The sequence below is a fragment of the Stenotrophomonas sp. GD03794 genome, from assembly GCF_029842145.1.
Classification (GTDB): domain Bacteria; phylum Pseudomonadota; class Gammaproteobacteria; order Xanthomonadales; family Xanthomonadaceae; genus Stenotrophomonas; species Stenotrophomonas riyadhensis.
The window spans coordinates 232,854-252,502 of record NZ_JAOCFV010000001.1; the positions used below are offsets into that span (position 1 = coordinate 232,854).

At 66.4% G+C, this 19,649-nt stretch carries 25 protein-coding genes; 2 read left to right on the forward strand and 23 right to left on the reverse strand.

The features are described 5' to 3' along the window. Window positions 1-19: 19 nt before the first annotated feature. The 23 genes from N5D91_RS01205 to N5D91_RS01315 form a co-directional block, all read right to left on the reverse strand. Entirely contained in the window at window positions 20-1,093 is a 1,074-nt protein-coding gene (locus N5D91_RS01205; RefSeq protein WP_110711308.1) for a contractile injection system protein, VgrG/Pvc8 family, read from the reverse strand. Beyond that, window positions 1,084-1,299, reverse strand: coding sequence for a tail protein X (locus N5D91_RS01210; RefSeq protein WP_110711310.1), 216 nt, complete (start codon window positions 1,297-1,299; stop codon window positions 1,084-1,086). The genes N5D91_RS01205 and N5D91_RS01210 overlap by 10 nt, the downstream gene beginning before the upstream one ends. Then, entirely contained in the window at window positions 1,283-1,750 is a 468-nt protein-coding gene (locus N5D91_RS01215) for a phage tail protein (RefSeq protein WP_110711312.1), read from the reverse strand. Before N5D91_RS01215 ends, N5D91_RS01210 begins: the two co-directional genes overlap by 17 nt. 2 nt (window positions 1,751-1,752) lie before the next feature. Then, a complete protein-coding gene (locus tag N5D91_RS01220) occupies window positions 1,753-4,155 on the reverse strand; it encodes a phage tail tape measure protein (protein ID WP_239496523.1) in 2,403 nt (800 codons plus the stop codon). Window positions 4,156-4,320: 165 nt separating this feature from the next. After that, a complete protein-coding gene (locus N5D91_RS01225; RefSeq protein ID WP_005412456.1) occupies window positions 4,321-4,611 on the reverse strand; it encodes a phage tail assembly protein in 291 nt (96 codons plus the stop codon). Between the two features lie 80 nt (window positions 4,612-4,691). Beyond that, window positions 4,692-5,195 carry a phage major tail tube protein gene (locus N5D91_RS01230; protein ID WP_110711318.1) on the reverse strand — a complete coding sequence of 168 codons (504 nt, stop codon included), beginning with the start codon at window positions 5,193-5,195 and terminating at the stop codon, window positions 4,692-4,694. A 2-nt stretch (window positions 5,196-5,197) separates the two neighbouring features. Beyond that, entirely contained in the window at window positions 5,198-6,397 is a 1,200-nt protein-coding gene (locus tag N5D91_RS01235) for a phage tail sheath C-terminal domain-containing protein (RefSeq protein ID WP_110711320.1), read from the reverse strand. Between the two features lie 107 nt (window positions 6,398-6,504). Next, the gene (locus N5D91_RS01240) at window positions 6,505-7,089 is read right to left on the reverse strand and encodes a hypothetical protein (protein WP_088024784.1); all 585 of its coding nucleotides are present in this window, start codon (window positions 7,087-7,089) and stop codon (window positions 6,505-6,507) included. A gap of 4 nt (window positions 7,090-7,093) precedes the next feature. Further along, complete coding sequence (locus tag N5D91_RS01245) at window positions 7,094-8,593, reverse strand: tail fiber protein (protein WP_094002002.1); 1,500 nt, start codon at window positions 8,591-8,593, stop codon at window positions 7,094-7,096. Between the two features lie 7 nt (window positions 8,594-8,600). Continuing rightward, window positions 8,601-9,902 carry a phage tail protein I gene (locus N5D91_RS24265; protein WP_180854065.1) on the reverse strand — a complete coding sequence of 434 codons (1,302 nt, stop codon included), beginning with the start codon at window positions 9,900-9,902 and terminating at the stop codon, window positions 8,601-8,603. Further along, entirely contained in the window at window positions 9,895-10,791 is an 897-nt protein-coding gene (locus N5D91_RS01255) for a baseplate J/gp47 family protein (protein WP_164161007.1), read from the reverse strand. The genes N5D91_RS24265 and N5D91_RS01255 overlap by 8 nt, the downstream gene beginning before the upstream one ends. 2 nt (window positions 10,792-10,793) lie before the next feature. Continuing rightward, the gene (locus N5D91_RS01260) at window positions 10,794-11,132 is read right to left on the reverse strand and encodes a GPW/gp25 family protein (RefSeq protein ID WP_005408332.1); all 339 of its coding nucleotides are present in this window, start codon (window positions 11,130-11,132) and stop codon (window positions 10,794-10,796) included. Between the two features lie 52 nt (window positions 11,133-11,184). Further along, complete coding sequence (locus N5D91_RS01265; protein WP_180854066.1) at window positions 11,185-11,775, reverse strand: phage baseplate assembly protein V; 591 nt, start codon at window positions 11,773-11,775, stop codon at window positions 11,185-11,187. Then, window positions 11,772-12,326 carry a hypothetical protein gene (locus N5D91_RS01270; protein ID WP_180854067.1) on the reverse strand — a complete coding sequence of 185 codons (555 nt, stop codon included), beginning with the start codon at window positions 12,324-12,326 and terminating at the stop codon, window positions 11,772-11,774. The genes N5D91_RS01265 and N5D91_RS01270 overlap by 4 nt, the downstream gene beginning before the upstream one ends. A gap of 117 nt (window positions 12,327-12,443) precedes the next feature. Further along, on the reverse strand, window positions 12,444-12,674 hold the full coding sequence (locus tag N5D91_RS01275) for a hypothetical protein (RefSeq protein WP_180846507.1): 231 nt from the start codon (window positions 12,672-12,674) through the stop codon (window positions 12,444-12,446). A gap of 22 nt (window positions 12,675-12,696) precedes the next feature. Beyond that, window positions 12,697-13,074 carry a hypothetical protein gene (locus N5D91_RS01280; protein WP_180854068.1) on the reverse strand — a complete coding sequence of 126 codons (378 nt, stop codon included), beginning with the start codon at window positions 13,072-13,074 and terminating at the stop codon, window positions 12,697-12,699. After that, window positions 13,071-13,556 (reverse strand): glycoside hydrolase family 104 protein, encoded by a 486-nt coding sequence (locus tag N5D91_RS01285; RefSeq protein WP_180854069.1) that lies wholly within the window; start codon window positions 13,554-13,556, stop codon window positions 13,071-13,073. Before N5D91_RS01285 ends, N5D91_RS01280 begins: the two co-directional genes overlap by 4 nt. After that, entirely contained in the window at window positions 13,553-13,903 is a 351-nt protein-coding gene (locus tag N5D91_RS01290; protein ID WP_110711331.1) for a hypothetical protein, read from the reverse strand. The genes N5D91_RS01285 and N5D91_RS01290 overlap by 4 nt, the downstream gene beginning before the upstream one ends. Then, window positions 13,900-14,328: a Mor transcription activator family protein gene (locus tag N5D91_RS01295; RefSeq protein WP_228756442.1), complete on the reverse strand. Its 429-nt coding sequence runs from the start codon at window positions 14,326-14,328 to the stop codon at window positions 13,900-13,902. The genes N5D91_RS01290 and N5D91_RS01295 overlap by 4 nt, the downstream gene beginning before the upstream one ends. Window positions 14,329-14,685: 357 nt before the next feature. After that, entirely contained in the window at window positions 14,686-15,069 is a 384-nt protein-coding gene (locus N5D91_RS01300; protein ID WP_125428585.1) for a hypothetical protein, read from the reverse strand. Window positions 15,070-15,223: 154 nt separating this feature from the next. Beyond that, window positions 15,224-15,853, reverse strand: coding sequence for a hypothetical protein (locus tag N5D91_RS01305; protein ID WP_180854070.1), 630 nt, complete (start codon window positions 15,851-15,853; stop codon window positions 15,224-15,226). A 40-nt stretch (window positions 15,854-15,893) separates the two neighbouring features. After that, window positions 15,894-16,121, reverse strand: a complete 228-nt coding sequence (locus N5D91_RS01310; RefSeq protein WP_110711338.1) for a hypothetical protein — start codon at window positions 16,119-16,121, stop codon at window positions 15,894-15,896. A gap of 152 nt (window positions 16,122-16,273) precedes the next feature. Next, a complete protein-coding gene (locus N5D91_RS01315) occupies window positions 16,274-18,610 on the reverse strand; it encodes a VapE domain-containing protein (protein ID WP_180854071.1) in 2,337 nt (778 codons plus the stop codon). Window positions 18,611-19,098: 488 nt separating this feature from the next. On the opposite strand from N5D91_RS01315, the gene N5D91_RS01320 reads away from it, so the two are divergent. Then, window positions 19,099-19,323 carry a hypothetical protein gene (locus N5D91_RS01320; RefSeq protein ID WP_110711342.1) on the forward strand — a complete coding sequence of 75 codons (225 nt, stop codon included), beginning with the start codon at window positions 19,099-19,101 and terminating at the stop codon, window positions 19,321-19,323. 11 nt (window positions 19,324-19,334) lie between these two features. Then, window positions 19,335-19,589, forward strand: coding sequence for a hypothetical protein (locus tag N5D91_RS01325; RefSeq protein WP_153856496.1), 255 nt, complete (start codon window positions 19,335-19,337; stop codon window positions 19,587-19,589). Window positions 19,590-19,649: the final 60 nt, after the last annotated feature.

Sequence of the window (19,649 nt, forward strand, 5' to 3'; positions counted from 1 at the left end):
ATCCGCGCCCCACCTGGATCTACACCTCGCTGCCGACCTGCTCGCCTTCGGTCGCTGGCGCGCTGCTGGCCGCCTTCACTGCGTCGGCACTGTTGGGTTGTTCGCACTCGATGCTGGTCACGTAGCCCTCGTGGCTGATGTTGTGCTCGGCGCGCTTGACCAGCCACCGCCCATCCACGCCGTCGCGGAAGCCCCGCATCACCACCGTGGCTTCGGCCATCAGCGTCTCGCGGCCGGGCAGGGTGTAGCTGAGCGTGCGCGTCTGCCGGGCTTGTTCCTGGTGCTTGGCGCGTGCTGCGGCTTCGGCGGTTTCGCGGTCGGCGTAGGCCATGCGCAGGCGCACGATCGGTTCACCGCTGCCCAACTTCACCTCCTGGCGCGTGGCACCGCGTACATCGCGGTAGTAGGCAATGGTGGTGCCGGTTTTCTCGCGTGAGACGATGCTCACCTTGTAGCTACTGCCATCGGCGGGGGTCAGGGTGACGTCGGGAATGCGCTCACCGCTTGCACTGGTGGAGTCGCCCCGTTTGACGAACATCAGGCGGCCGCCGCCCGGCTTGGCGATGGCATCGTGCTGCTTGGCCAGGCGCAGCAGCAGGTTCATGTCCGATTCCTGCGACTGCACCGTCAGCGGCAGCACGATCGATGCCAGCGATCCACTCACGGCGGCGCTCAGTCCGTGTTCGGCGGCCATGCGCTGCACCATGCCACCGATCGTCGTGCCCTTCTTCCAGGTGCGCGTCTTCTGTGTCTGCAATTCGTTCTTGCCGCCCTTGCTGGCCTCGAACGGTGCGGCGCGCGCGCGCAGGGTCATGCTGCCCGGGTAGCCGGAAATCTCCACCTCGTCGCAGATGTACAGGCCCATGCGCCGCACTTCGCCGTCATAGCCGATGAAGGCTTCCAGCTCCGCGCCTGCCGGCGGAAGCTGGATCGGATCGGACGGATCATGGTCGGCCAGCTGCAGCTCCAGCATGTCCGAGCTGTTATCGGTCTCGTCGGTGATGCGCAGTGATTTGAAGCGCGACATGATCTTGTCGGTGATGTCCTGGCTGTTGGCCACCACGCGGAATGCCGGTGCGATGTTCAATCCCACAGGGCCACTCCCTTGCGTTCGCCGGCGGGGCGCTGCACGTCCGGCAGGGTGATCGCCAGGCCCGCAGGCAGTACCGCGCCGCGTGCGGCCAGGCCCGGGTTGGCATCGAACACCGCGCGCAGGATGGCCGGTGATTGTTCGCCATAGTGCGCGTACGCGATGCGGTCGACGACGTCGCCGTCGCGGGTGTTATACGTTCGTGCCATCGCTGTGCTTCCGCAGGGAGAGGGTGAATTCATGCCGCTGGATTCCCGCATCGACGGTGAAACCGGAGGCGGTGGCGTCGATCTTGTCGATGACCCACAGCCCCAGGTTCCCGCCCTTGCCGGTCAGCAGCCGCTGTGGCTTGCCCTGCGCTGCCAGCTTGCGCAGCTGCGAGAGCTCATTGCCGGCGCCCCGGAACTGATAGTGGATGACGCCGGGCAGCGTCATGCTGGCCTTGCCGGGGCCGGTGTACTGCAGGGCGGCCATCTGCCCGATGCGCTCCTGCGCAGCCCAGCCATACTCGTTGCTCTGCTGGATGTTCTGGAACACGGCGGTGTTGAGGCTGAACTTGAAGCCCCCCAGCATCAGCAGCACCGGGGCGTTGCCGGAGTCGTTGCTCTGGAAACGGGACAACAGCTTGTCGATGGATGCGGTTACGAACTCGCGCTTCATGCTTAGTTCCTGTCTGCCAGGCTGCCACGGGCGGCGAGCGCGTTGCGACGCTGCAGCTCGTCTGCAGTGCGACGTGCCACCGATTCGCTGGATTCACCGGGTTGCTGGTGGATGGTGATGTTGTTGGTCTGTTGCTGCTGCACGGTGGTCGGTGCACGCATCGTGGGCGAGGGCATGTCCGGCGCCCGGCGTCCCTGCGCGCCGCTCAGCTCGGCCATGCGGCGGTTCAGGCCATCGTTGTCGTTGGTGCCGACCGCGTACGCCACGCGTGCCATGTCACCGATGCCACCACCGCCGCGCGCCTTCATGCCGCTGTAGATGTTGGCGGCGCCCACCGCGGTCTGCAGCCCGCCCTCGGCGACCTCCAGTGCTTTGTCCTTGGCAGCCCCTACGCCACCACCAAGCTTGTCCATGAACCAGCCGACGCCTTCGATGACCGGCTTGAGCTTCTCCAGGATGCGGTCGAACGCTGCGGTCGCCTTCTGGCTGATCGACTCCCAGATGTTGCCAAGGGTCTCGTTGATGAAGCCGGCGACGGTGCCGAGCATCTCGCCCAGCCACACCACCGCCCCCACCACGCCGCCGATGACCTGGATCACCAGCCGGAAGTTGGTCAGCAGCGCCTCACCCACCAGCGAGCCGATCTGGGCGACGCGTGACAATTCATTGCCGGTGTACTGCGCCGGTTCCAGCATCTTCGACAGCCAGTCCCAGGCCTGGCCGATCAGCCCGCTCATGACTTCCCAGGCGGGGCGCAGTGGTTCAACCGCGCGCATCAGTTCACCCATCGCCGCGGTGCCTGCACCGCTCAGGCCTTCCCATACGCCGCCCAGGAATGCCTTGATCGGTTCCCAGTACTTGCGCACCAGCAGGGCGCCGGCGGTGATGGCGGCGACCGCAACGGCGATGGGGCCACCGCCGATGGCACCCACGGCAGTGGCGACGATGCGGAAGCCCGATGCCAGGCGCATGGCCATCGGCCCGAAGCGGCCCAGCTGTGCCAGCAGGCTGCCGCCACGGAACAGCTCGAAGGCCTTCTGCACGCCCAGGATCGGGCCCTGCAGGAACGTCCAGGCGTAGCGTGCGCCGAGCACCGCCGTGCGCATGCCCAGCATGCCGACCACGATCTGCGTGGTGTTGGCGATCAGCTTCGGGTTTTCCTGCACGAACGAGGTGACCCCGTTCAGCAGTTCGGTCAGCTTGACCGCGGCCTCGCCCACCGCCGGCAGCAGCGCCGCACCGAACGCCTTGGACAGGTTGTCCACGGCGATCTTCGCGCCTTCGATCTTCTGCGGATCGGTCTGCATCGCATCGGCATAGGCGGCATCGGTGGTACCCGCCGATCCGTTCAGTGCCTTGTCGCGGACGCGGATGTAGGTATCCCAGTTCTCGATCATCGGCTGGACGAAGTCCTTCGCCTGCGCATCGCTGAACAGGGTGCCGATCTTCTTCTGGTCGCCCGCCGTGGCCTTGATGATCCCCTGCATCGCGGCATCGAAGGGATTGCCACCACTCGTCTGTGCCTCGCCGATGATCTTGCGCAGATCCAGGTTCAGGCTCTTCTTGGCCTTCGCCTGCAGGTCCGGGGACAGTACGGCCGACATGAAACTCTTCATGTTGCTGGCGGCCTTGTCGGCACCGCCGGCCGAATCCAGCGTGGCCTCAAGTGCCGCACCCAGCGTGGCGGCCGCTGACGTGCCCTGCAGCTTCATCGCTTCGAACGACGAGCCCAGTGTGGGCAGCACCTCGGCCATGTCCTTCAGGCCCAGGCTGCCCTGCTGGCTGTTCACCACCAGCACGTCCAGCGCGCTCTGCATGCGCGAGGGATCGATGTCGAACGAGCGCTGCAGGCTGGCGGCCGCCTTGGCAACGTCATCGATGCTGGCACCGGTGACGGTGGTGGTCCGTCCAACGGCGCCGAGGCTGGCCTGCGCGGACTGTGCATCCATGCCGGCTGCGACCATCAGCTTGATCGACCGCTGCAGATCGTCGGCGCCCTGGTTGGTTGCGCGCGACTGCTGCAGGATCGCCTGGCCGAGCGCACTCACCTGCGCGCGGCTGAGGTTGGCTGCCACGCCGATCTGCTGGTTCTGGCGGGCGAAGCCGGAGGCGTTCTCGACCGGCTTGGCCAGTGCGGTGACGGCGGTGCCGAGTGTGCCGCGCGCTGCCTTGAACGAGGCGCCGAGTTTCTCGCGCTTCTCCAGGTTGGCAGTGCGCTTGGCTTCGACACGCTCCAGCGCTTCCTGTGAGGCGCGCAGCGCATCGGCCTGCGCGCGCATGCGGGTGTAGGCGGCGCCCGACTTCTTCATCGCGGCGAGCTTGAGCTCCAGCTTGCCGGCTTCATCGCCGAGGCGCTTCACGCCATCATTGGCGAAGGACAATGCGTCCTTCAGCGATTTGGACACCGAGCCGCCGATCGTGATCGTTGTCGTTTGAACGTTATTGGCCATGTACCGGCAACCCCTGAATCCACCAGATGAACTTCGACACCCGCAGCGTCATGATCTCGCGCAGGCCCCAGCCGGTATGACCGGCCAGGGCGAGCACTCCCTGCCTGATCTGCGGCAGGGTCAGGTGGTAAAAAGCGCGACGCCTGCCTGCAGCCGGGCGTAGTCGCGCAGCGGCATCTTGCGCACGTCGTCCGGCGAGATCTCGCACAGGTTGGCGATCATCCGTACCTCGCGCTGTGCATCACTGCCCTTGTCGTCCTGGTAGCGCTCCATGTCTTCCACGGTCGGTTCGCGCATGCGCAGCACGGCGGTTTCCATGCCGTTGACCTGGCGCGGGCGGGTGAGGGTGATCTCGGCAAAGCCATCGCGCTCGATGACGGTGTCGGTGGGGGTCTTGGTCTTGCTGGACATGAAGGCGTTCCTGGAATGCGATGCGGTGCGATGGATGCGGGGGCGCGAGGCGCCCCCGTGTTTCTCGGTGCGGTGCCGGCTCAGATGCCCAGCGCGCCGCGGATGCCGGCCAGCACGTCCACGCCACCCTGGCGCGCGATCATGTTGACCACGTCGATCTCCTGCACGACCTGGGCACCATGGGTCAGCTTGTAGTAGCTCAGCGCCAGGTTGACCTTGATCGTGCCCTTCTCGCCAACCTTGGTTTCGCCGCGGTCCAGCAGCTTCACCTTGCCGCGCATGTTGTGCACGACCTGGGTCACCTCGCCGTCGTCGCCTTCCAGCGCCTCGCGGGCGGTGAAGCCGTACTCCTTGCTTTCGATGACGTGGAACTTGCTCATGATCTCCGCGTCGTCGGAAGCGAACTCGACATCGGCGGTGAGCTTTTCATGGCCGAGCACGATCTCGGTCGGGGCGAGCATGCCGCCGGCCTGGAAGTCCTCGGTCTTCAGCGACAGCTTCGGTGCAGTGAAGGACATCACGCTGCCGGCATAGCCCTTGCCGTCGACGTAGAAGTTGAAGTTTTTGCGGATCTTGCGCGCCATGCTTAGAAGATCTCCGAGACGTAGTTGTTGTTCATGTGCATGCGGAAGGTCAGCTGCTCACCCGGGTAGGTCGGGGTGAAGTCGAAGTCCCAGAAGAAGCGGCCCTGGGCCACGCTGTCCGCTGCGTTCAGTTCCGGGTCGATCCAGCAGTTGCCGCCGAGGATCGCGCCCTGGGTCTTCAGGCCGCGCAGGAAGGCGTTGACGCCCTCGCGCACGTCGTCGACGTAGGTCTTGCTGATGCCGCGATCGACGGCCCACAGATGGGCAGCCTCGAGGCTGTCGGCAATGATGTCGGCAGTGCGCACCACGCACAGGAACTGCCACTTCTGGTCGCTGCTGGCGGTACGGTTGCCCCACAGGCGGAAGCCACCTTCGCGGATGATGGTCGCCACGTTCGACTGGTTCAGCAGGTTGGCGCGGCTGGTCGCGTCGGACAGGCCGAAGTCGATCGCACGCGCGGTACCGACCACGCCGTTGAGTTCCAGGTTCGACGGCGATGCCCACCAGCCGCGTTCGTTGTCGCTGCGGGCGATGGCGCCGGCCACGGCACCGGAGGCGTAGCGGGTGACGATGGCATCACCGGACTGCACCAGCAGCGCCGGGTCGACCACGTAGACGCGCTTGGAGCCGGTCAGGGCGGTGGTGCTCTTGGCAGCGTCGTCGGTGCTGTTCGGGCCATCCTTGATGATCACCGCGCGCAGCTTGTCGGCGATGCCGAGCAGTTCCGCTACGACCGGGTTGGCCAGCAGTTCGGTGTCGCGCTTTTCGTGGGTGTGGGTGAAGCCCGGCACCGCCAGGATGCGTGGCTTGATGCCCACTACCGACTTTGCCGCCAGCAGTGCATGCACGCCGGTGTAGGCACCGGTCTGCGCGTTCACGCCGCCCAGCACGTTGGCCAGGGTGTCGTTCTCGGTGGCGCCCTTCTCGACGCGGACAACGACGACGACCGCGTTGGACTGGTCGAAGATGGCGTCGAGCTGGCCCGGGAGGGTGCCCTCATCGACTTCGGTGGCGGTGCCGGCGAGCAGTTTGGCTGCCTGCGAACGCGAGGTCACCAGGACCGGGGTGTTGTACGGGAAGGCGATCTTGTCGGCGCGGGGCGCGGTGCCCACGATGCCGATGACGCTGGTCGAGGCAACAGCGATCGAGCGGGAACCACCATCGATGTTGACGACCTGCACGCCATGCAGAAATTCGGCCATGCGTTGTTTTTTCCTTGGTTGGGTGGGTGCTGCGGTCGCGATCTGCGCCGCATGGGTACATGTTCGTATCTGGCCGCGGCTGGATTAATTGCAGCCGTGGCCCGACGTCAGGGTTGCGGCTGCGCGGCCGGGTCGGGTTCGGGTGCAGTGACCATCACCCAGGCGGCACGGGTTTCATCGAAGGTGACCGGGTAGCTGCGATCCGCAGGCGGTGCCAGATCGGTGACCGATGACGGCAGCGCGACCCCACGGGAAACGGGAGTAGCGAAGCTGGCATCGTGCTTGTTCCACAGCGGTCGCGTGCTGTAGTCCGGCAGCAATGTCCATTCGCGGCGGCTGGCATTCCACGCGTTGTATTGCGCGGTGGTGCCATCCAACTTGAATGGCTCGGACAGGGTTACGTCCTTGGGCAACGGCTCGCCCAGCGCAAGGCGATTGGGTATCGCCATCGCGGTGCGTGTGTCCCACAGCATGTGGTTACGGAAATCGGCCACCGTTTCCCAGCGTGAGCCGTCATCGGCCAAGCGCAGTGCCTGGTATTCGCCGGCAGTTTGGCGAGGCGTGACGTCCACGGTGAAGTCGGGCAGGTTCCAGGTACCGTCCGGGGAAGGCTGCAGGCGGACCTTGCCCATGTAGGCGCGGGTATCGGGATCGTAGGAGTGCGCGAAGCGCGGTTCAGTAGGCAAGCTCATGTCCTCAGTACGCGATGCAATAGATCATCCGCAGGCCGGCAGGCAGGTTGCGGTCGCCACCGGTGTTCTCCACCACGATGGTGTGGGTGTGTGCACCGGCATCGGCGGCCGAGGCGGCATGGCCGTGGTCACCGACCTGGGCGATGGAAATGGTGTGCGAGTGGCCGCCGGCGCCGTTCATGCCGATGTTGTGGCCATGTGCGCCTGCGCCGTCGGTGCTGAAGCTATGGGCATGACCGCCGGCGGGTGCTGTGGCGCCGTCCGGATACAGCGCATCGTTGTCGCGTTCGCGATAGACGCCGTAGCCGTTGAGGGCAGGATTGGAGGGAACAACGCCTCCATGCTGGTGGTCGCCGGCCCACGAGGTGCCGCCGGTATGCGCATGGTGGCCCTGCGAGTCGGTCCATGCACCGTGCGCGTGGTCACCGACGGCACTGGCGCTGGCACCGTGGGAGTGCGCGCCGCCTGCGCCCACGGAAATGGCGTGGCTGTGGTTGCCTGCCGTTGCCGCGCTTGCACCGTGGGCATGGCGGATCACTTCACCCTGGGTGAAGCTGCCGACCGCTTCCGGGTTCAGCGTGTGCGTGACCACCGTGCCTTCCTGCATTGCCGGGAGGTTGAAGGTGGTCGCGCCATCACCGGCGCCGTAGCGGGTACCGATGGCGGCGAACAGTGCCGGATAGCTGGCACGCGGTACAGCGGCGCCATTGCACAGCAGCATGCCGTTGGGCGCAGTGGCACCGGCGAACAGAATCACCTGTCCGGGCACGTGCACGCTGGATGGCACGCCGGTCATGTTGCGCCAGTCCAGGTAATGGTTGCCGTGCCTGCCATCGAGCAGATCGGCATCCAGGCCCTTGTCGGCGCCCTCGTCCTTCAACGCTGCCGATTTCAGCCCCAGGGCGGAACGGAACGCGGCATCGGTTGCGATCGACAGCAGCGTGCGCACGAACTGGGTGGGGGCGCTGGCACCAAAGCGCTTGTCGATGAAGGCACGCAGCCCGCGCGGTGTCACCGCACGCTGGGTGTCTGCACCATCTTCGGTCTCCGTCGTAGTGGCCAACTCGACCACGCCCTGCACTTCGGTGGTGGAAGGGGGATAGATGAATTCGGCATTGCCGAATTCGATCAGCGCGGTATCGACTTCACTGAAGCGGGTATCGGTGGAGAGCAGCAGCATCGAGGCTGCGGTCTTCTCCATGATGGGATCGGTCTGGCCGAAGGTTGCAAACAACGTGCCGTCGCCCAGGTACAGGCCGAAGCCGCGCAGGCTGTAGGCGGTAGCGCTGTCGTCGCGGATCGTGACGTGCAGCGTGTCATCTCCCACGGCCTTGCCGCCGAAAGTGGTGACCCGCTTGATCTCGCCGGGCAGGGCGGTCAGCCCCGCCGTCGGCGTGAATGCCGTGGACGTCAGGCCGATCTCGGTGATCAGCACGGCATTGGTGCCGGTGTTGGGTGGATTGACCAGCTTGGCAAAGCCGGCGTCGGTGATTTTCAAGCGCATGCGGGGTTTACTCTCCGATCAGTTGGATGCGGCGGAAGGTGGTGCCCTGGGCACCGACAAGTGCACCGATACCGGCGCTGGCCTGCATGCCCTGGGTGAAGGTGAAGTGCGATCGCACCGGCTTGGTCCGGCTGATCTCGCCGATCACGTCGTCGACGAACTTGGCGGTGGCGGTCTCGCCGCCCTGGTTGGCGATGGTCATCACCGCTTCGAAGGTGTGCGGTGCGCCTTGCGGCTGCATCTCCCACCATTCGCGGATCAGGATCGAGCCACCAAAAGCGGCGACCACGTCGCGCACGCTGCCCCAGGTACCCTTGCGGCGCTGGATGGCGATCGCGGTACGCACGCGCGCACGCTTCACCGTCTCCGGCCAGTAGGCCTTCCATTCGTCCACTGACAAGGCCCAGGCCAGCCAGGGCAGCAGGGTGGCCGGACAGCGGTCGGCGTCCCACAGCGCGGTGATGTCCACCGGCAATGGGCGGGTGACCGCAGCGCGGGCCAGGGCCCGCTCCGCGTGGGTGGCGTTGGGCGGCAGCAGGGTGCCTGCCATCGGCACCCTGATCAGCGCATCGCCGTCGATGATCGAGCCGGGAGCGGGTGCCTGGCTGAGCGTGATCACGTTGTTGAGCACGCTGTAATCAATCACGCCCACAGGCTGGGGCATGGTGCGGATGTAGCTGGTTGCTTCGCGGCCTTCCTCCACCTGCACGCCCCAGAGATGGATGCGGCTGTCCGGCCTCAGGCCGGTGTTTCCGGCTGCCCGTCGATCCAGCACGATACTCACGCCCCGGCGGGCGTCATCTGCGGTTGCGGCATAGGTGTAGCTGTAGCGCTTCCACTCGGTACCCACCTGCAGACGTGTCCTGCCTGCGCCGGTGGTGCGCATGCCGAGGTCGATGGCACATGGCTCGGTTGCGCGCAGCCAGATGCTGACGGTACGCACGGCACCATCGGGAAAGGCGCTTCCATCCTCGTCCACCAGACCGGTGAAGTTCTGATTCGGTCCCCCGATCGCATCGGAGACAGGAAAGGAGCAGGCACTGGAACTGCCATCTGGAGCGGGGTGATTGAACGACAGGTTCGCTGGCTTGGTGTAGAAGCCCTTCCACCAGGTGTTACTGAACGCTGCCGAGAAGCGCTGCAGGTTGCGCCGCAGCGTATCCGACAGCTTCAGCCGCCCCTGCCAATCGGTGCGGTACACCCCCTGCAGGGTGGACAGTGCGCCACCCGGATGGCGGAACTGCAGGTTGTGGCCATCGACCGCGCCGCGCAGGCGCGCATTGATCAGGCGAGTGGTGGAGTCACTCATCGTTGCCGCCATGGGTCAGGGTCACGGCAGTGCAGTAGGTGGCCTGTGTACGGTCGACCACCACGTCCGCTGCCGGGCTGGAAATCTCCACGCGCTGCACACCCTCGGCATGCAGTGCGGCGAACAGGCCCGAGCGGGTGACATCGCGGCCGAGCCGATGCGATTCGGCGATGTAGCGGTCCAGGCGTGTGCGCGCTTCCGCCAGCACGACCTGCGAGTCTGGACCGGCAAAGGTAAACAGCGTGGCGCTGACCGAGAAGTTGACGATTGCCGCGGTACGCACCAGGACATGATCGGTCAGCGGTCGCACATCATCCGCGCTCAGTTTTGCTTCTACGACGTCGAGCAGGCCCTGGGTGGCGGTTCCATCCGCCTCGCGCGACAGCACCGACACCACCACTTCGCCCGGTGCGGGGCTGGTGGCACTCGCATCCAGTACCCGCGAGTCGGCGCTCAGCGCATGGAATACATAGGCACCTTCCGGCCCTGCCACGCTGAATCCTTCCGGGCCCAGCTGGATGCGGCGGCGGAAGTCCTCATCGCTTTCATATCGAGGAGGAATGCCCTGCTGCGGCTTGCCCGGGTCGAGCACCTGACGGACGATGCCGAAGATCGCGGCCAGCTGGTCGAGGTCGCTGCCAACCGCATAGGCCAACATCACGCCACGCGCGGCATCATTGACACGCTGGCGATCGAGCAGGCGCAGGTAGGTGCAGACCTCCAGGATCTTGAAGGCCGGGTCCGACGGCAGCAGCGCGTCGAAGGTGGGATCCAGGGCCTGCAGCGCGGTCAGCGATTCATCGAACATGGCTTCGAAATCGAGCACTTCGATGACCGCCGGGGCAGGCAGCTGGGACAGATTGACACTGGTGAACGAGCCGGATGCCACGGTTAGCGAACCTCGATTCCTTCGATGGTGATGGCCTCGCCGTCCGGCAGGTGGATCCCGGTCACTGCCAGGATCATCACGCCGGGGGCGGGGAGGGAGACGTCGACGTTCTCGACGTGGAGACGCGGTTCCCATCGCGCGAGTGCGTCGACGGTGGCCGCGATCAGGTCCATGCGCAGCGAGCGGTTGGTCGGCGCATCGATCAGTTCGAACACGCGCGAGCCGTATTCGCGGCGCAGTACGCGGGAGCCAAGGGGCGTGGTGAGAATGTCACGCACGGACTGGTGCAGATGGGCGAGCCCATCCAGTGATTTGCCGGTGTTGGCGTCGATTCCTCGCATGGCCTCTATCGTCGTGGAGTGCGGGTTTTCAGGGCATTGCAGGCGTGGCCGCTCAGGCCTGGGCCGGCGTGGTCGGGGCGGTCGGGCCCTGTGCGGTGTGCGTGTGTGCCTTCAGGCCGATGGCACCGGCCTTGATCTCGCCGGGTGTGCTGATGTCCTTGCCGGCGCTGATCGCACCGGTGACATCCAGGTTGCCGGTCGCCTTGATCGACGGCGTATCGAGCACGATCGATTCGCTGGCGATCACCTGCGCACTTGCACAGGTGACAGTGACCTTGCCGCTGCCAACATGGACGTTGAGCGTGCCGGTTTCCTGGTCGTACTCGACGATGCTGCCGTCGGCGTACTCGGTGCGCTGCCGCAGTCGCGAGTCGGCGGGCGCCGGGAACCGGTCCTGGTACAGGCTGCCGAGCACGAGTGCCTGGCCGGGGTCGCCATAGGGACACGCGAGTACCACCTGCTCGCCGGGTTCGGGGGCACACCAGCTGCGTACGCCCGGTCCCGCCCGGCGTTCCAGCCAGGGAATCCAGTCGGTGAGCATGCCATCGGCATCCACGCGCACGCGGCTGCCCGCTTCGTCCAGCTCGCGCACCACGCCGATCATCAGCAGGTTGCCGATCAAGCGTGCGTGTTCGGCGCTCATGGCGCGCGCTCCGGCAGCGGCTGGTAGCGTGCCTCATGGGCACGGCCGATCTCTGGCGCGAAGCTGTAGGACGCTTGCGGCACCACGGCTCCCACCTCTTCCCAGGCGTTGTCGCCCAGCGCGACCGGCAGTGACCATTCGACGACCCAGCTGCGCAGGCCGGCCTGTGCGGTTGCGGCGTCTTCGGGCAGGGCGGCGATCACGTCGATTGCGCCGCTGGAGGCACCATGGAAGCGGCCGAGCTGGTGCAGCCAGGTGGCCAGTGCAATGGCGGCATTGCGTAGTTGCAGCGCGCCAGCGGTACTGCCCGCTGCTACGACGACGCGTGCTTCGAAACGCAGTAAGGCCTGCAGCAGACCACTGCCGTCGTTGCCTTCGCGGGCGCGGTCACAGCGGGTCATTTCCAGCAGGCAGGCCGGCGTGGGCATGCCTTCGGTGCCGGCGTCGCGATAGAACTGGACGGTTGCGAAGTCCGGAAAGCGTGCGCGGATGGCGCTTTCGATGGCGCCGTGGAGCGTGTCGAGTGTCGGAGAGGGGGAGTCAGTCGCCATGTCAGCTCATGCGGTGAATGAAGAATGGGTGTGGCCCGTGTGGCGCACGCGGTCGGCAGCCAGTGTTGCCATCACCGGAAGGGCGCGGCATTGCAGGCGTGGCCGCCCGCACCGGAATCAGAAGGCAGGCGTTGCGTCGTGGCGGTTGCCGGTGGCGATCTCACAACCCGGAGGTGTCACCGGTGCCGAGCCGTTGAGGGTGATGCCGCGTTGGCTGCCGAGGCTGCACAGCAGCGCGCGCAGCTGGTCGGCCAGCGCGTGGTACTGCTGCGCGACTGCAACGTGATTGCGCAGCAGCGCATCGTCACTGGCCGCCTGCAGGTCCGGCAGTTCAAGCGGGGCACGCAACTGCGCGGGCGCGATGCTGAGATCAACGCAGCAGGGCGCGGCCGGCGTTGGCTTCGCGCCAGATGCGCACGAACTCAGCATCAGCGTCGCCGCGATCGTGGCCAGGTGTCTTGGCATGGGTCTCGATGTCCTGTTGCAGGGTGTTGAACTGCCGGGTGCGCTCTGCCTGTGTGGCCAGGCGCTGCGATTCGGTCTGCGCGCCTGCGGCGCTGTTGGCGAGGGCCTGCTGGTGCGCGCGCTGGGCTGCTTCGGCGCGGGCCGCCAGCTGCGTTGCCCGGGTGGTGGCAACGGCAAGGTCCGCGTTGCGGTCGCGCAAGGTCCATCCCAGCCAGGCGCAGCTCGCGTGGCTGCCGGCAAGGATCAGCAGTCCGATGCCCAGCCTCAGGGCCCCGGGCGTCACTGCAGGGCTCCGCCGGCGGCGCGGTAGGCCACGCGCAGTGTTTCCAGCGCATGTTCCTTCTGCCCATAGCCGGCACCGGGCAGCGACGCCCAGATGCGCCGGGCCGCGGTGACGGCGGCATCGAAGCGTCCCAGCCGGATCAGCTCGTAGGCACCGCACTGTTTCAGCAGGGCGACTGCTGCACGGTCCTGCGAGACGGGGCCGAAATCGGGCAGGCCGAGTCGCGCGCGCAGGTCGTCCCAGGTGCTGCGAAGAAACTGGTAGCGGCCGGCGGCGCTGGATTTGATGCCATAGCGTGGCAGCGACACCAGCACGCGGGGATGGTCGCGGTAGTCGTTGAACAGCTGGCCTCCGACAATCACGTCGTAGCCACGGTCACGCGACCGCTGGCTGGGGATGTCGGTGCCTTCGGACACGGCCAGCATGTCGAGGAATGCGGCGACATTGGCGCCGCCGAGGGCGCTGGCTGCGGCGGCGGTCATGCGGCGGCTCCCGGCTGCTTGCGCACCAGCGCGAGCAGCGCGTCTATCTGCACGCTCTGCTGGGCAACCTGCGCACGCAGGGCGCTGACTTCGCCGCGCAGCTGCCCGATTTCCTGTGCCATTGCCTCGCGTTCGTGCATCAGGCCGTCGGCGCGGGTGCGCTCGGCGGCGAGCTGTTCCTGCAGGGTGCGCAGGGTATTGCTGGTGGCTTCGTCGGCGGTACGGTCGACCTTGGCCGACGACAGCCATTGACGCAGCCACAGCGATACCGCGATCAGCACGCCCGAGGTTCCCCCCAGGTACTTGGCCCAGTCCGGTACACCGGCCAGCAGGTCGCTTTCGTTCATGCGCGCGCGTACCCCTTGAGCAGGGCCGGATGAACTGCCGGCGGTGGTGCGGAGCGGGCTCCGCGCAGGGCGCGCTTGATGGTGGTCTGCGAGACGCCGAACTCACGTGCCACGTGTTCGCGCGGCATGCCACTGGCGATGGCATGCGCGATCCGCTCGCGACGTTCGTGCGCGCCGGCGGCGAAGCAGGACGCCAGGAACAGCAGTTCGCCACCGAAGTGCGTGACCAGCCGCTGGGCAACGTCGTGGCCGAGGATGTCGATCAGGCGATGCTGGTCGGGCAGGGTGGAGGGAACGTAGACGATGACGCGATGGCGGCCGGTGGTGCTGGAGGTGGTCGGCGGCCATGCGCGCACCAGGGTGAGGGCTGCGGATTCGCCGATGACCTCGGCCAGGGTCTGGATGCTGTCGGGCAGGGCGTTCATGAAGGATGTCGTCAGTGGCATTGATCTCCACTGTTGCCATCCCGCCTCGCCAGTCAACACCTTTCATCTACTTTGGATGCGGTGTACTGAAGGGGTTCATCGGTGCCCCGAGGACGGGTGAGGAGTACTGCAAGGCGGCGCCTGACGCCCTGCGATCGTTTGTTGTTGCCACCGGTGTTTCCCTCGTTCTTTCGTACTCGTCGTCCTCACAGGGTGGAAGGAGGGGCGGATCAAAGGGATACGGCAGGTACGGGGTGAGGACGTCGCCGCGATGGCCGTCCTCATGCAGGCGAGCGGGCCCTGAAACGAAAAAGCCCCGGACGATGCCGGGGCTTCAGGACTGCAGGTGGGGCTGGATCAAAGGTCGAACACCAGGTTGCCGCCGGTCTTGCGCGGGATGTAGCCCGCGTCGCGCAGCCAGCGGGCGGCATTGACCTGGTCCATGCGCTTGACCGGGAAGCGGTTGGCGAACATCAGGAAACGCGCCACGGTGATCGACTCGCCCTTGCCCTTCAAGGCAGCGAGGGTTTCGGTGAACCACGGCGCGGGCGGCTGCTGGCTGCCGGGGCGTGCGGCGGTCCGTGCCTGCCTGGCGCTGCCGGCGTCGCCCTGGGCGTTGGCCTGCGAGCACAGCGAGATGAAGATCGCGTCCAGGCTCACGGTGTCCTTGCTGCCCTTGGGCTGGGACTTGAACAACTCGATGGCCTTCAGGCGCGTCGACGTGAACTGTTCGACCTCCATGGCATTTCCTCTTTGCGAACGGGGTTGGGGATGCAGGGTGACGACAGGTGTCGTCGGTGATGGGGGACGACCTTACATCATTTTCGCCGACGATGGGTCGGAACCGGCGGGCGGGACAGGGCACGCGGCAGGGCAACACGGCCTTGCACAAGGCTCAGATCACGCCGCGCGACAGCAGCTGATCCAGTGTCCTGCGTACCAGGTCGGCCTGGGTACCGTCGTTGTTCACCTCGATGTCGACCAGGTCATCAGGCAGTGGCTGCTCGCTGTCATGGCTGCCATGGCCGGGACGGCTGACGCGGATCACGACACCGCTGCGGCGGCGGATCGCGTGGGCTTCATTGGCGAAGCGGACGTCGGGTACCAGTCCGCCCGCAGGCAGGCGGGCAAACAGCGAGCGTACCCACAGCTCGGGATGGACGCGATCACGCCCCCATTCGGTACCAGCGGTCTGCATCAGGTGGCGCGGAGTGAATTCGGCCAGCCAGTCGATGGCTTCCTCCTTGCGGCCGTCCAGTTCACGCAGGGACAGCCCAAGAAGAGAGGCGACAAACTGCCGAAGCGGGGCGGCGAAGCTGTCGCAGGGCAGCACCAGCGCCGAGGCCAGCCCGTTGGCGAGGGTGTCCTTGCCCGCACGCTTGCCGCCGGCGATGCCGATGTAGAGCGGAGGACGCGCCTGCGGCGCCGCCCGTAGCGCGATGCTGCCCAGAGCGGGGCTGGCGCGGAACGCAGCCAGCGTGTCGACAATCATGCGATGGCCGCTGTCGAGGGAGGCGGGAATCATGCGGAATCTACTCCTGGAGGAATTCGGCAGTGCGGGCGGGTCAGGAATCGCGACCGGCCGTGCTGCGCGCGCGCAGGATGCGCTGGGTGATGCGGCCACCGCGCGCAGCCGCTGCGATCGGGTCGAAGCACAACATGGCGGAACGTGTACGGCGGCCAGCTGCGAGGTGATCGCGGATGGTGCGTTCCGAAAGCACCGGCACCCGCTGGTGGATCTGCTGCACGGTCAGCTGCTCATCTTCAAAAGTGTGCAGTCGGGGACGGGGCATGGCGGAAGCGCTCCTGGAAGGCGGCGGGGCCGATACAGGCATCTTGCCTTTGTGGACCACCCCAGTCAACACCTTTCATCTACTGTCATCCTGATCGAGGGCAAGGCGTCAGCTGTCGCGCTCGATCCGTGCACGCTCACGGGCAGGTGGCATCAGAACGGACCCGCCGAGTGCCCAGGGAGGCTGAGCTTTCGCGGTGGCATCAACCAGACCTTGGCCCGCTCCTTGCCGACCACCTTCGTGCGCACATCATGTCGCTTGACCACATAGGCGGCGGCCTCGTTGACCTCGCGGCGGTTCGGCTTGTCGATGCCCACCGCGATGACGATCTCGGTGGCACGGTACTGTGCGCTCCACTGTGCGGCGGGGATGGACCAGTCGAAGTGGCGGTCGATCAGCTCGGCGATTGGCGAGATCGGTTCGTGCTCGCTGTTGGTGGCGTTCAGCGCATCCAGTTCCTCGCTGGACAGATGCCAGGTCTCGCCGTCGCAGTAGAGCGCATGGGCCTCGGCCCACACCTGCTGCATGTCGATCCGTGCCGGTTCGCCCAGGCCCACGGCATGTATGGTCCACCAGCGGGTGTTGCCGGTGGCGTCGCGCAGGAAGCGCTCGTCATTGACACTGGCGAACAGGATGGTGCGTCGCGCATAGCGGGATTCCGTGCGCGCATACGGGCGGCGGATCTCATCGTGGCTGCGCGAGATGAACGACTTCAGCGCAGCGATGTCGGTGCGACGGAACGTGGCGTCGACTTCGCCCAGTTCCACGATCCACTTGGAGATGACCTGTTTGACGCTGTCCTTGTTGGCTGGATCGAGCACTACGCCATCGGCGATCAACTGCAGTTCGGCCGGTGCCAGCTGCCGTGCCCAGCGCGTCTTGCCCAGGTTCTGCTTCGAAACGAAGGTCAGTACACCACGCGCCACCACGCCGTCCGGCTCAAACGCCGCGGCCACGCCGGAGATCAGCCAGCGCCGCATCAGCACTTCCTTCAGGATGCGGCCGTCGGCCATGCGCGTGGGTTGGGCTTCCTGCACGGTGTCGAAGAACGCCTGCAGGCGGGACTGGCCATCCCAGGGCCGTGAGCTGATCCAGCTGGCGACAGGATTGTACGGATTGGCCTCGGCGACCTGGCACAGGTTGGTCTCGAAGCTGGCGATGGCCATGCCGGCGCGGTGCATGCAGTCCATCACTTCGCCGGCGGCCACCTCCTTGGCGTTGTCGACCGTGCTCTGCAGCCCCGGGACCAGGATCTCCAGATCCTTGCGGATGACGTTGTAGCGCACGGTGACGCCGGTGCGCCGGCACAGCTCGGCCAGATTGCGCGCGGTCGGCAACGGCCGGCCACGCGCGCTGGTATCGGGAAACGGGGTAAAGGCATCGAATGCGGACAGGTTGCCGGGTACCTGGTAGCGCGCGTTGGACGGCGATGGCGCGTCCTCCTCCCCAGTGCCTTCTTCGGTTGTGGCAGGCGGCAGAGGGAACAGTTGGGTGCGTACTGCCTCCAGTCCTTCGCGCAGGTGCAGATCGTTGAAGTCGGTCGGGCGGTCATCGTCGCCGTGCAGCGTGGTGAACTCGGGCCACACCACGCGTGCATCGATCTCCGCGGCGGCGCGCGTGGCGTGGGTGACACCGGGATTGTCCAGCGGCTGCCGGGTCCATTGGTCGTTGTCGGCACAGATGACGAAGGAGCCATCGGGAACCGCGCTGCGCCAGGCACGGGCGACCGCCGCGAGGTTGCCGGCGTCCCATGCCACCACCGCGCAGCCGCCCGTGGCCTGGTGGATCGATGCCGCCGTGGCATAGCCCTCGGCGATGGCGATCGGCTCGCCAGGAAGCGGCTTGCCGATGACGTGGAAGCAGCCCTGCTTGCGGCCTCCGCAGAGAAAGTCCTTGTCGCGGCCGAGTGCCGGGTCCGTGCGCGGAAAGATCGCCTGCAGCGAGACGATCCGGCCCGCGGCGTTCATCACCGGCACCAGCAGGGCATTGTCGATGTAGCGGAAGACCAGGCCGTCGCTGTTGCGCACGGGCCATGCCGCCACACGTAGCCCATGTGCGTGGATGCCCTTGCGCACCAGGTAGGGATGGTGCGCGTCTGCAGGAAGGGCACGGTTCCACAACACGTTGGCGGCCTTGGCTGCGGCCTCCTCACGTTCGCGCTGCTGCCGTTCCCGTTCGGCACGGGCGGCTTCCTGGCGTTGCCGGATCGCGCGCTGTTCGGCGGCGTTCAGCGTGGTTTCCGACTTCGCACACCAGGCATGGCGGCTGCCGGTGCGCCAGCTGCCGAACTCACCGGCCGGCACGTGGTCTCCGAACAGTACGGCCCAGCCATTGCGGGTGCCACGGCGGTCGCCCTCCACATGGAAGCGCACCAGCGTGCCATCGGCGTTGAGTGCGTCGCGGCCGCGCGCATCCGGCACGATGCCGTGCGCGTGCATGGCCTGCAGGAACGCGGGAACGATGTCCTGCGCTGGGTGCGGTGTGTGCATTCGACGGGGCCCCTTGGAACGTGGATCGGTCCACAGCAGCCGATGGTGGCCAATGCGCTGTGCAATGCCTGCCGGATGCAGGCCACGCGGCGGCGGACCGACGCGGCGAGGTCAGGATGAGGTGGAAGGTGATGACCTGATCATGGTGTCGGAAAGGACTTTCTTTTGCAACACCTTCCAGTACCTTGCATCCCCGGTGCCCGATGAGGGCGATCCGTCTGCGATGGATCTGCGATGGCCTTCGCAGATCGTCGCCTGCGCGACGTTGCGTCGCAGTTGGCGAGAACCGTTTTCCCGATGATGCGATCACCGTCAGAGACGGCCCTTCGTTTCAATCCACCGCCCCTCGGGGCACCCATGCACAAGGAGCCTGCATGCCTGAAATCCATTGCAACTGCGAACGCCGATCCGATGCCGAGCCCGCGTCGTCCACTGTCGTCGCGGCGTTCTCAATCGGTGCGACCACCCCCCGATAAAATACAGCTGGCATGACGGACACCATCGACGAAGCGCAGGAACTGGAAGCGCGCCATCTGCAACGCGCATTGGCCCGGCACGCAACGCGGGCCAGCAGCGTTGCGCCTCTCATACCCATTGGGGAATGCCACAACCCGGACTGCAGCGAAGACTTCGACAACCATCCGGCCAGGCTGTTCTGTGGGCCTGCCTGTGCCGAGCGTTTCGAAGCCATCCATCAACACCGCAACGCATAGGAACAGGGGACATGTCTCTGAACAGCAACGACGCTGGCTTCACCGAACGCATCGCCGGATTGTCGGCCGAGCTTGCCGTGCTGGTGGGCCTGGTGGAGAACCACATCCATCTGCAGTTGGCCGACCTGGCCGATTCGGGTGACGTGGATGCGCAGGAGCGATTCGCGGTGGCCGATCCGGAGCGCTGGTTGGAGAACGCCCGCAACAGCCTGCAGGCGGGCGTCATGTTCCTGGAGCGTGCGGTGCAGCAGCCCGTGCGGTTCTAGCACTACGACGCGGGGACGGAAGGGGCCGTACGGTCGCCTTCCGTCCCCGTCGGGAGCAGG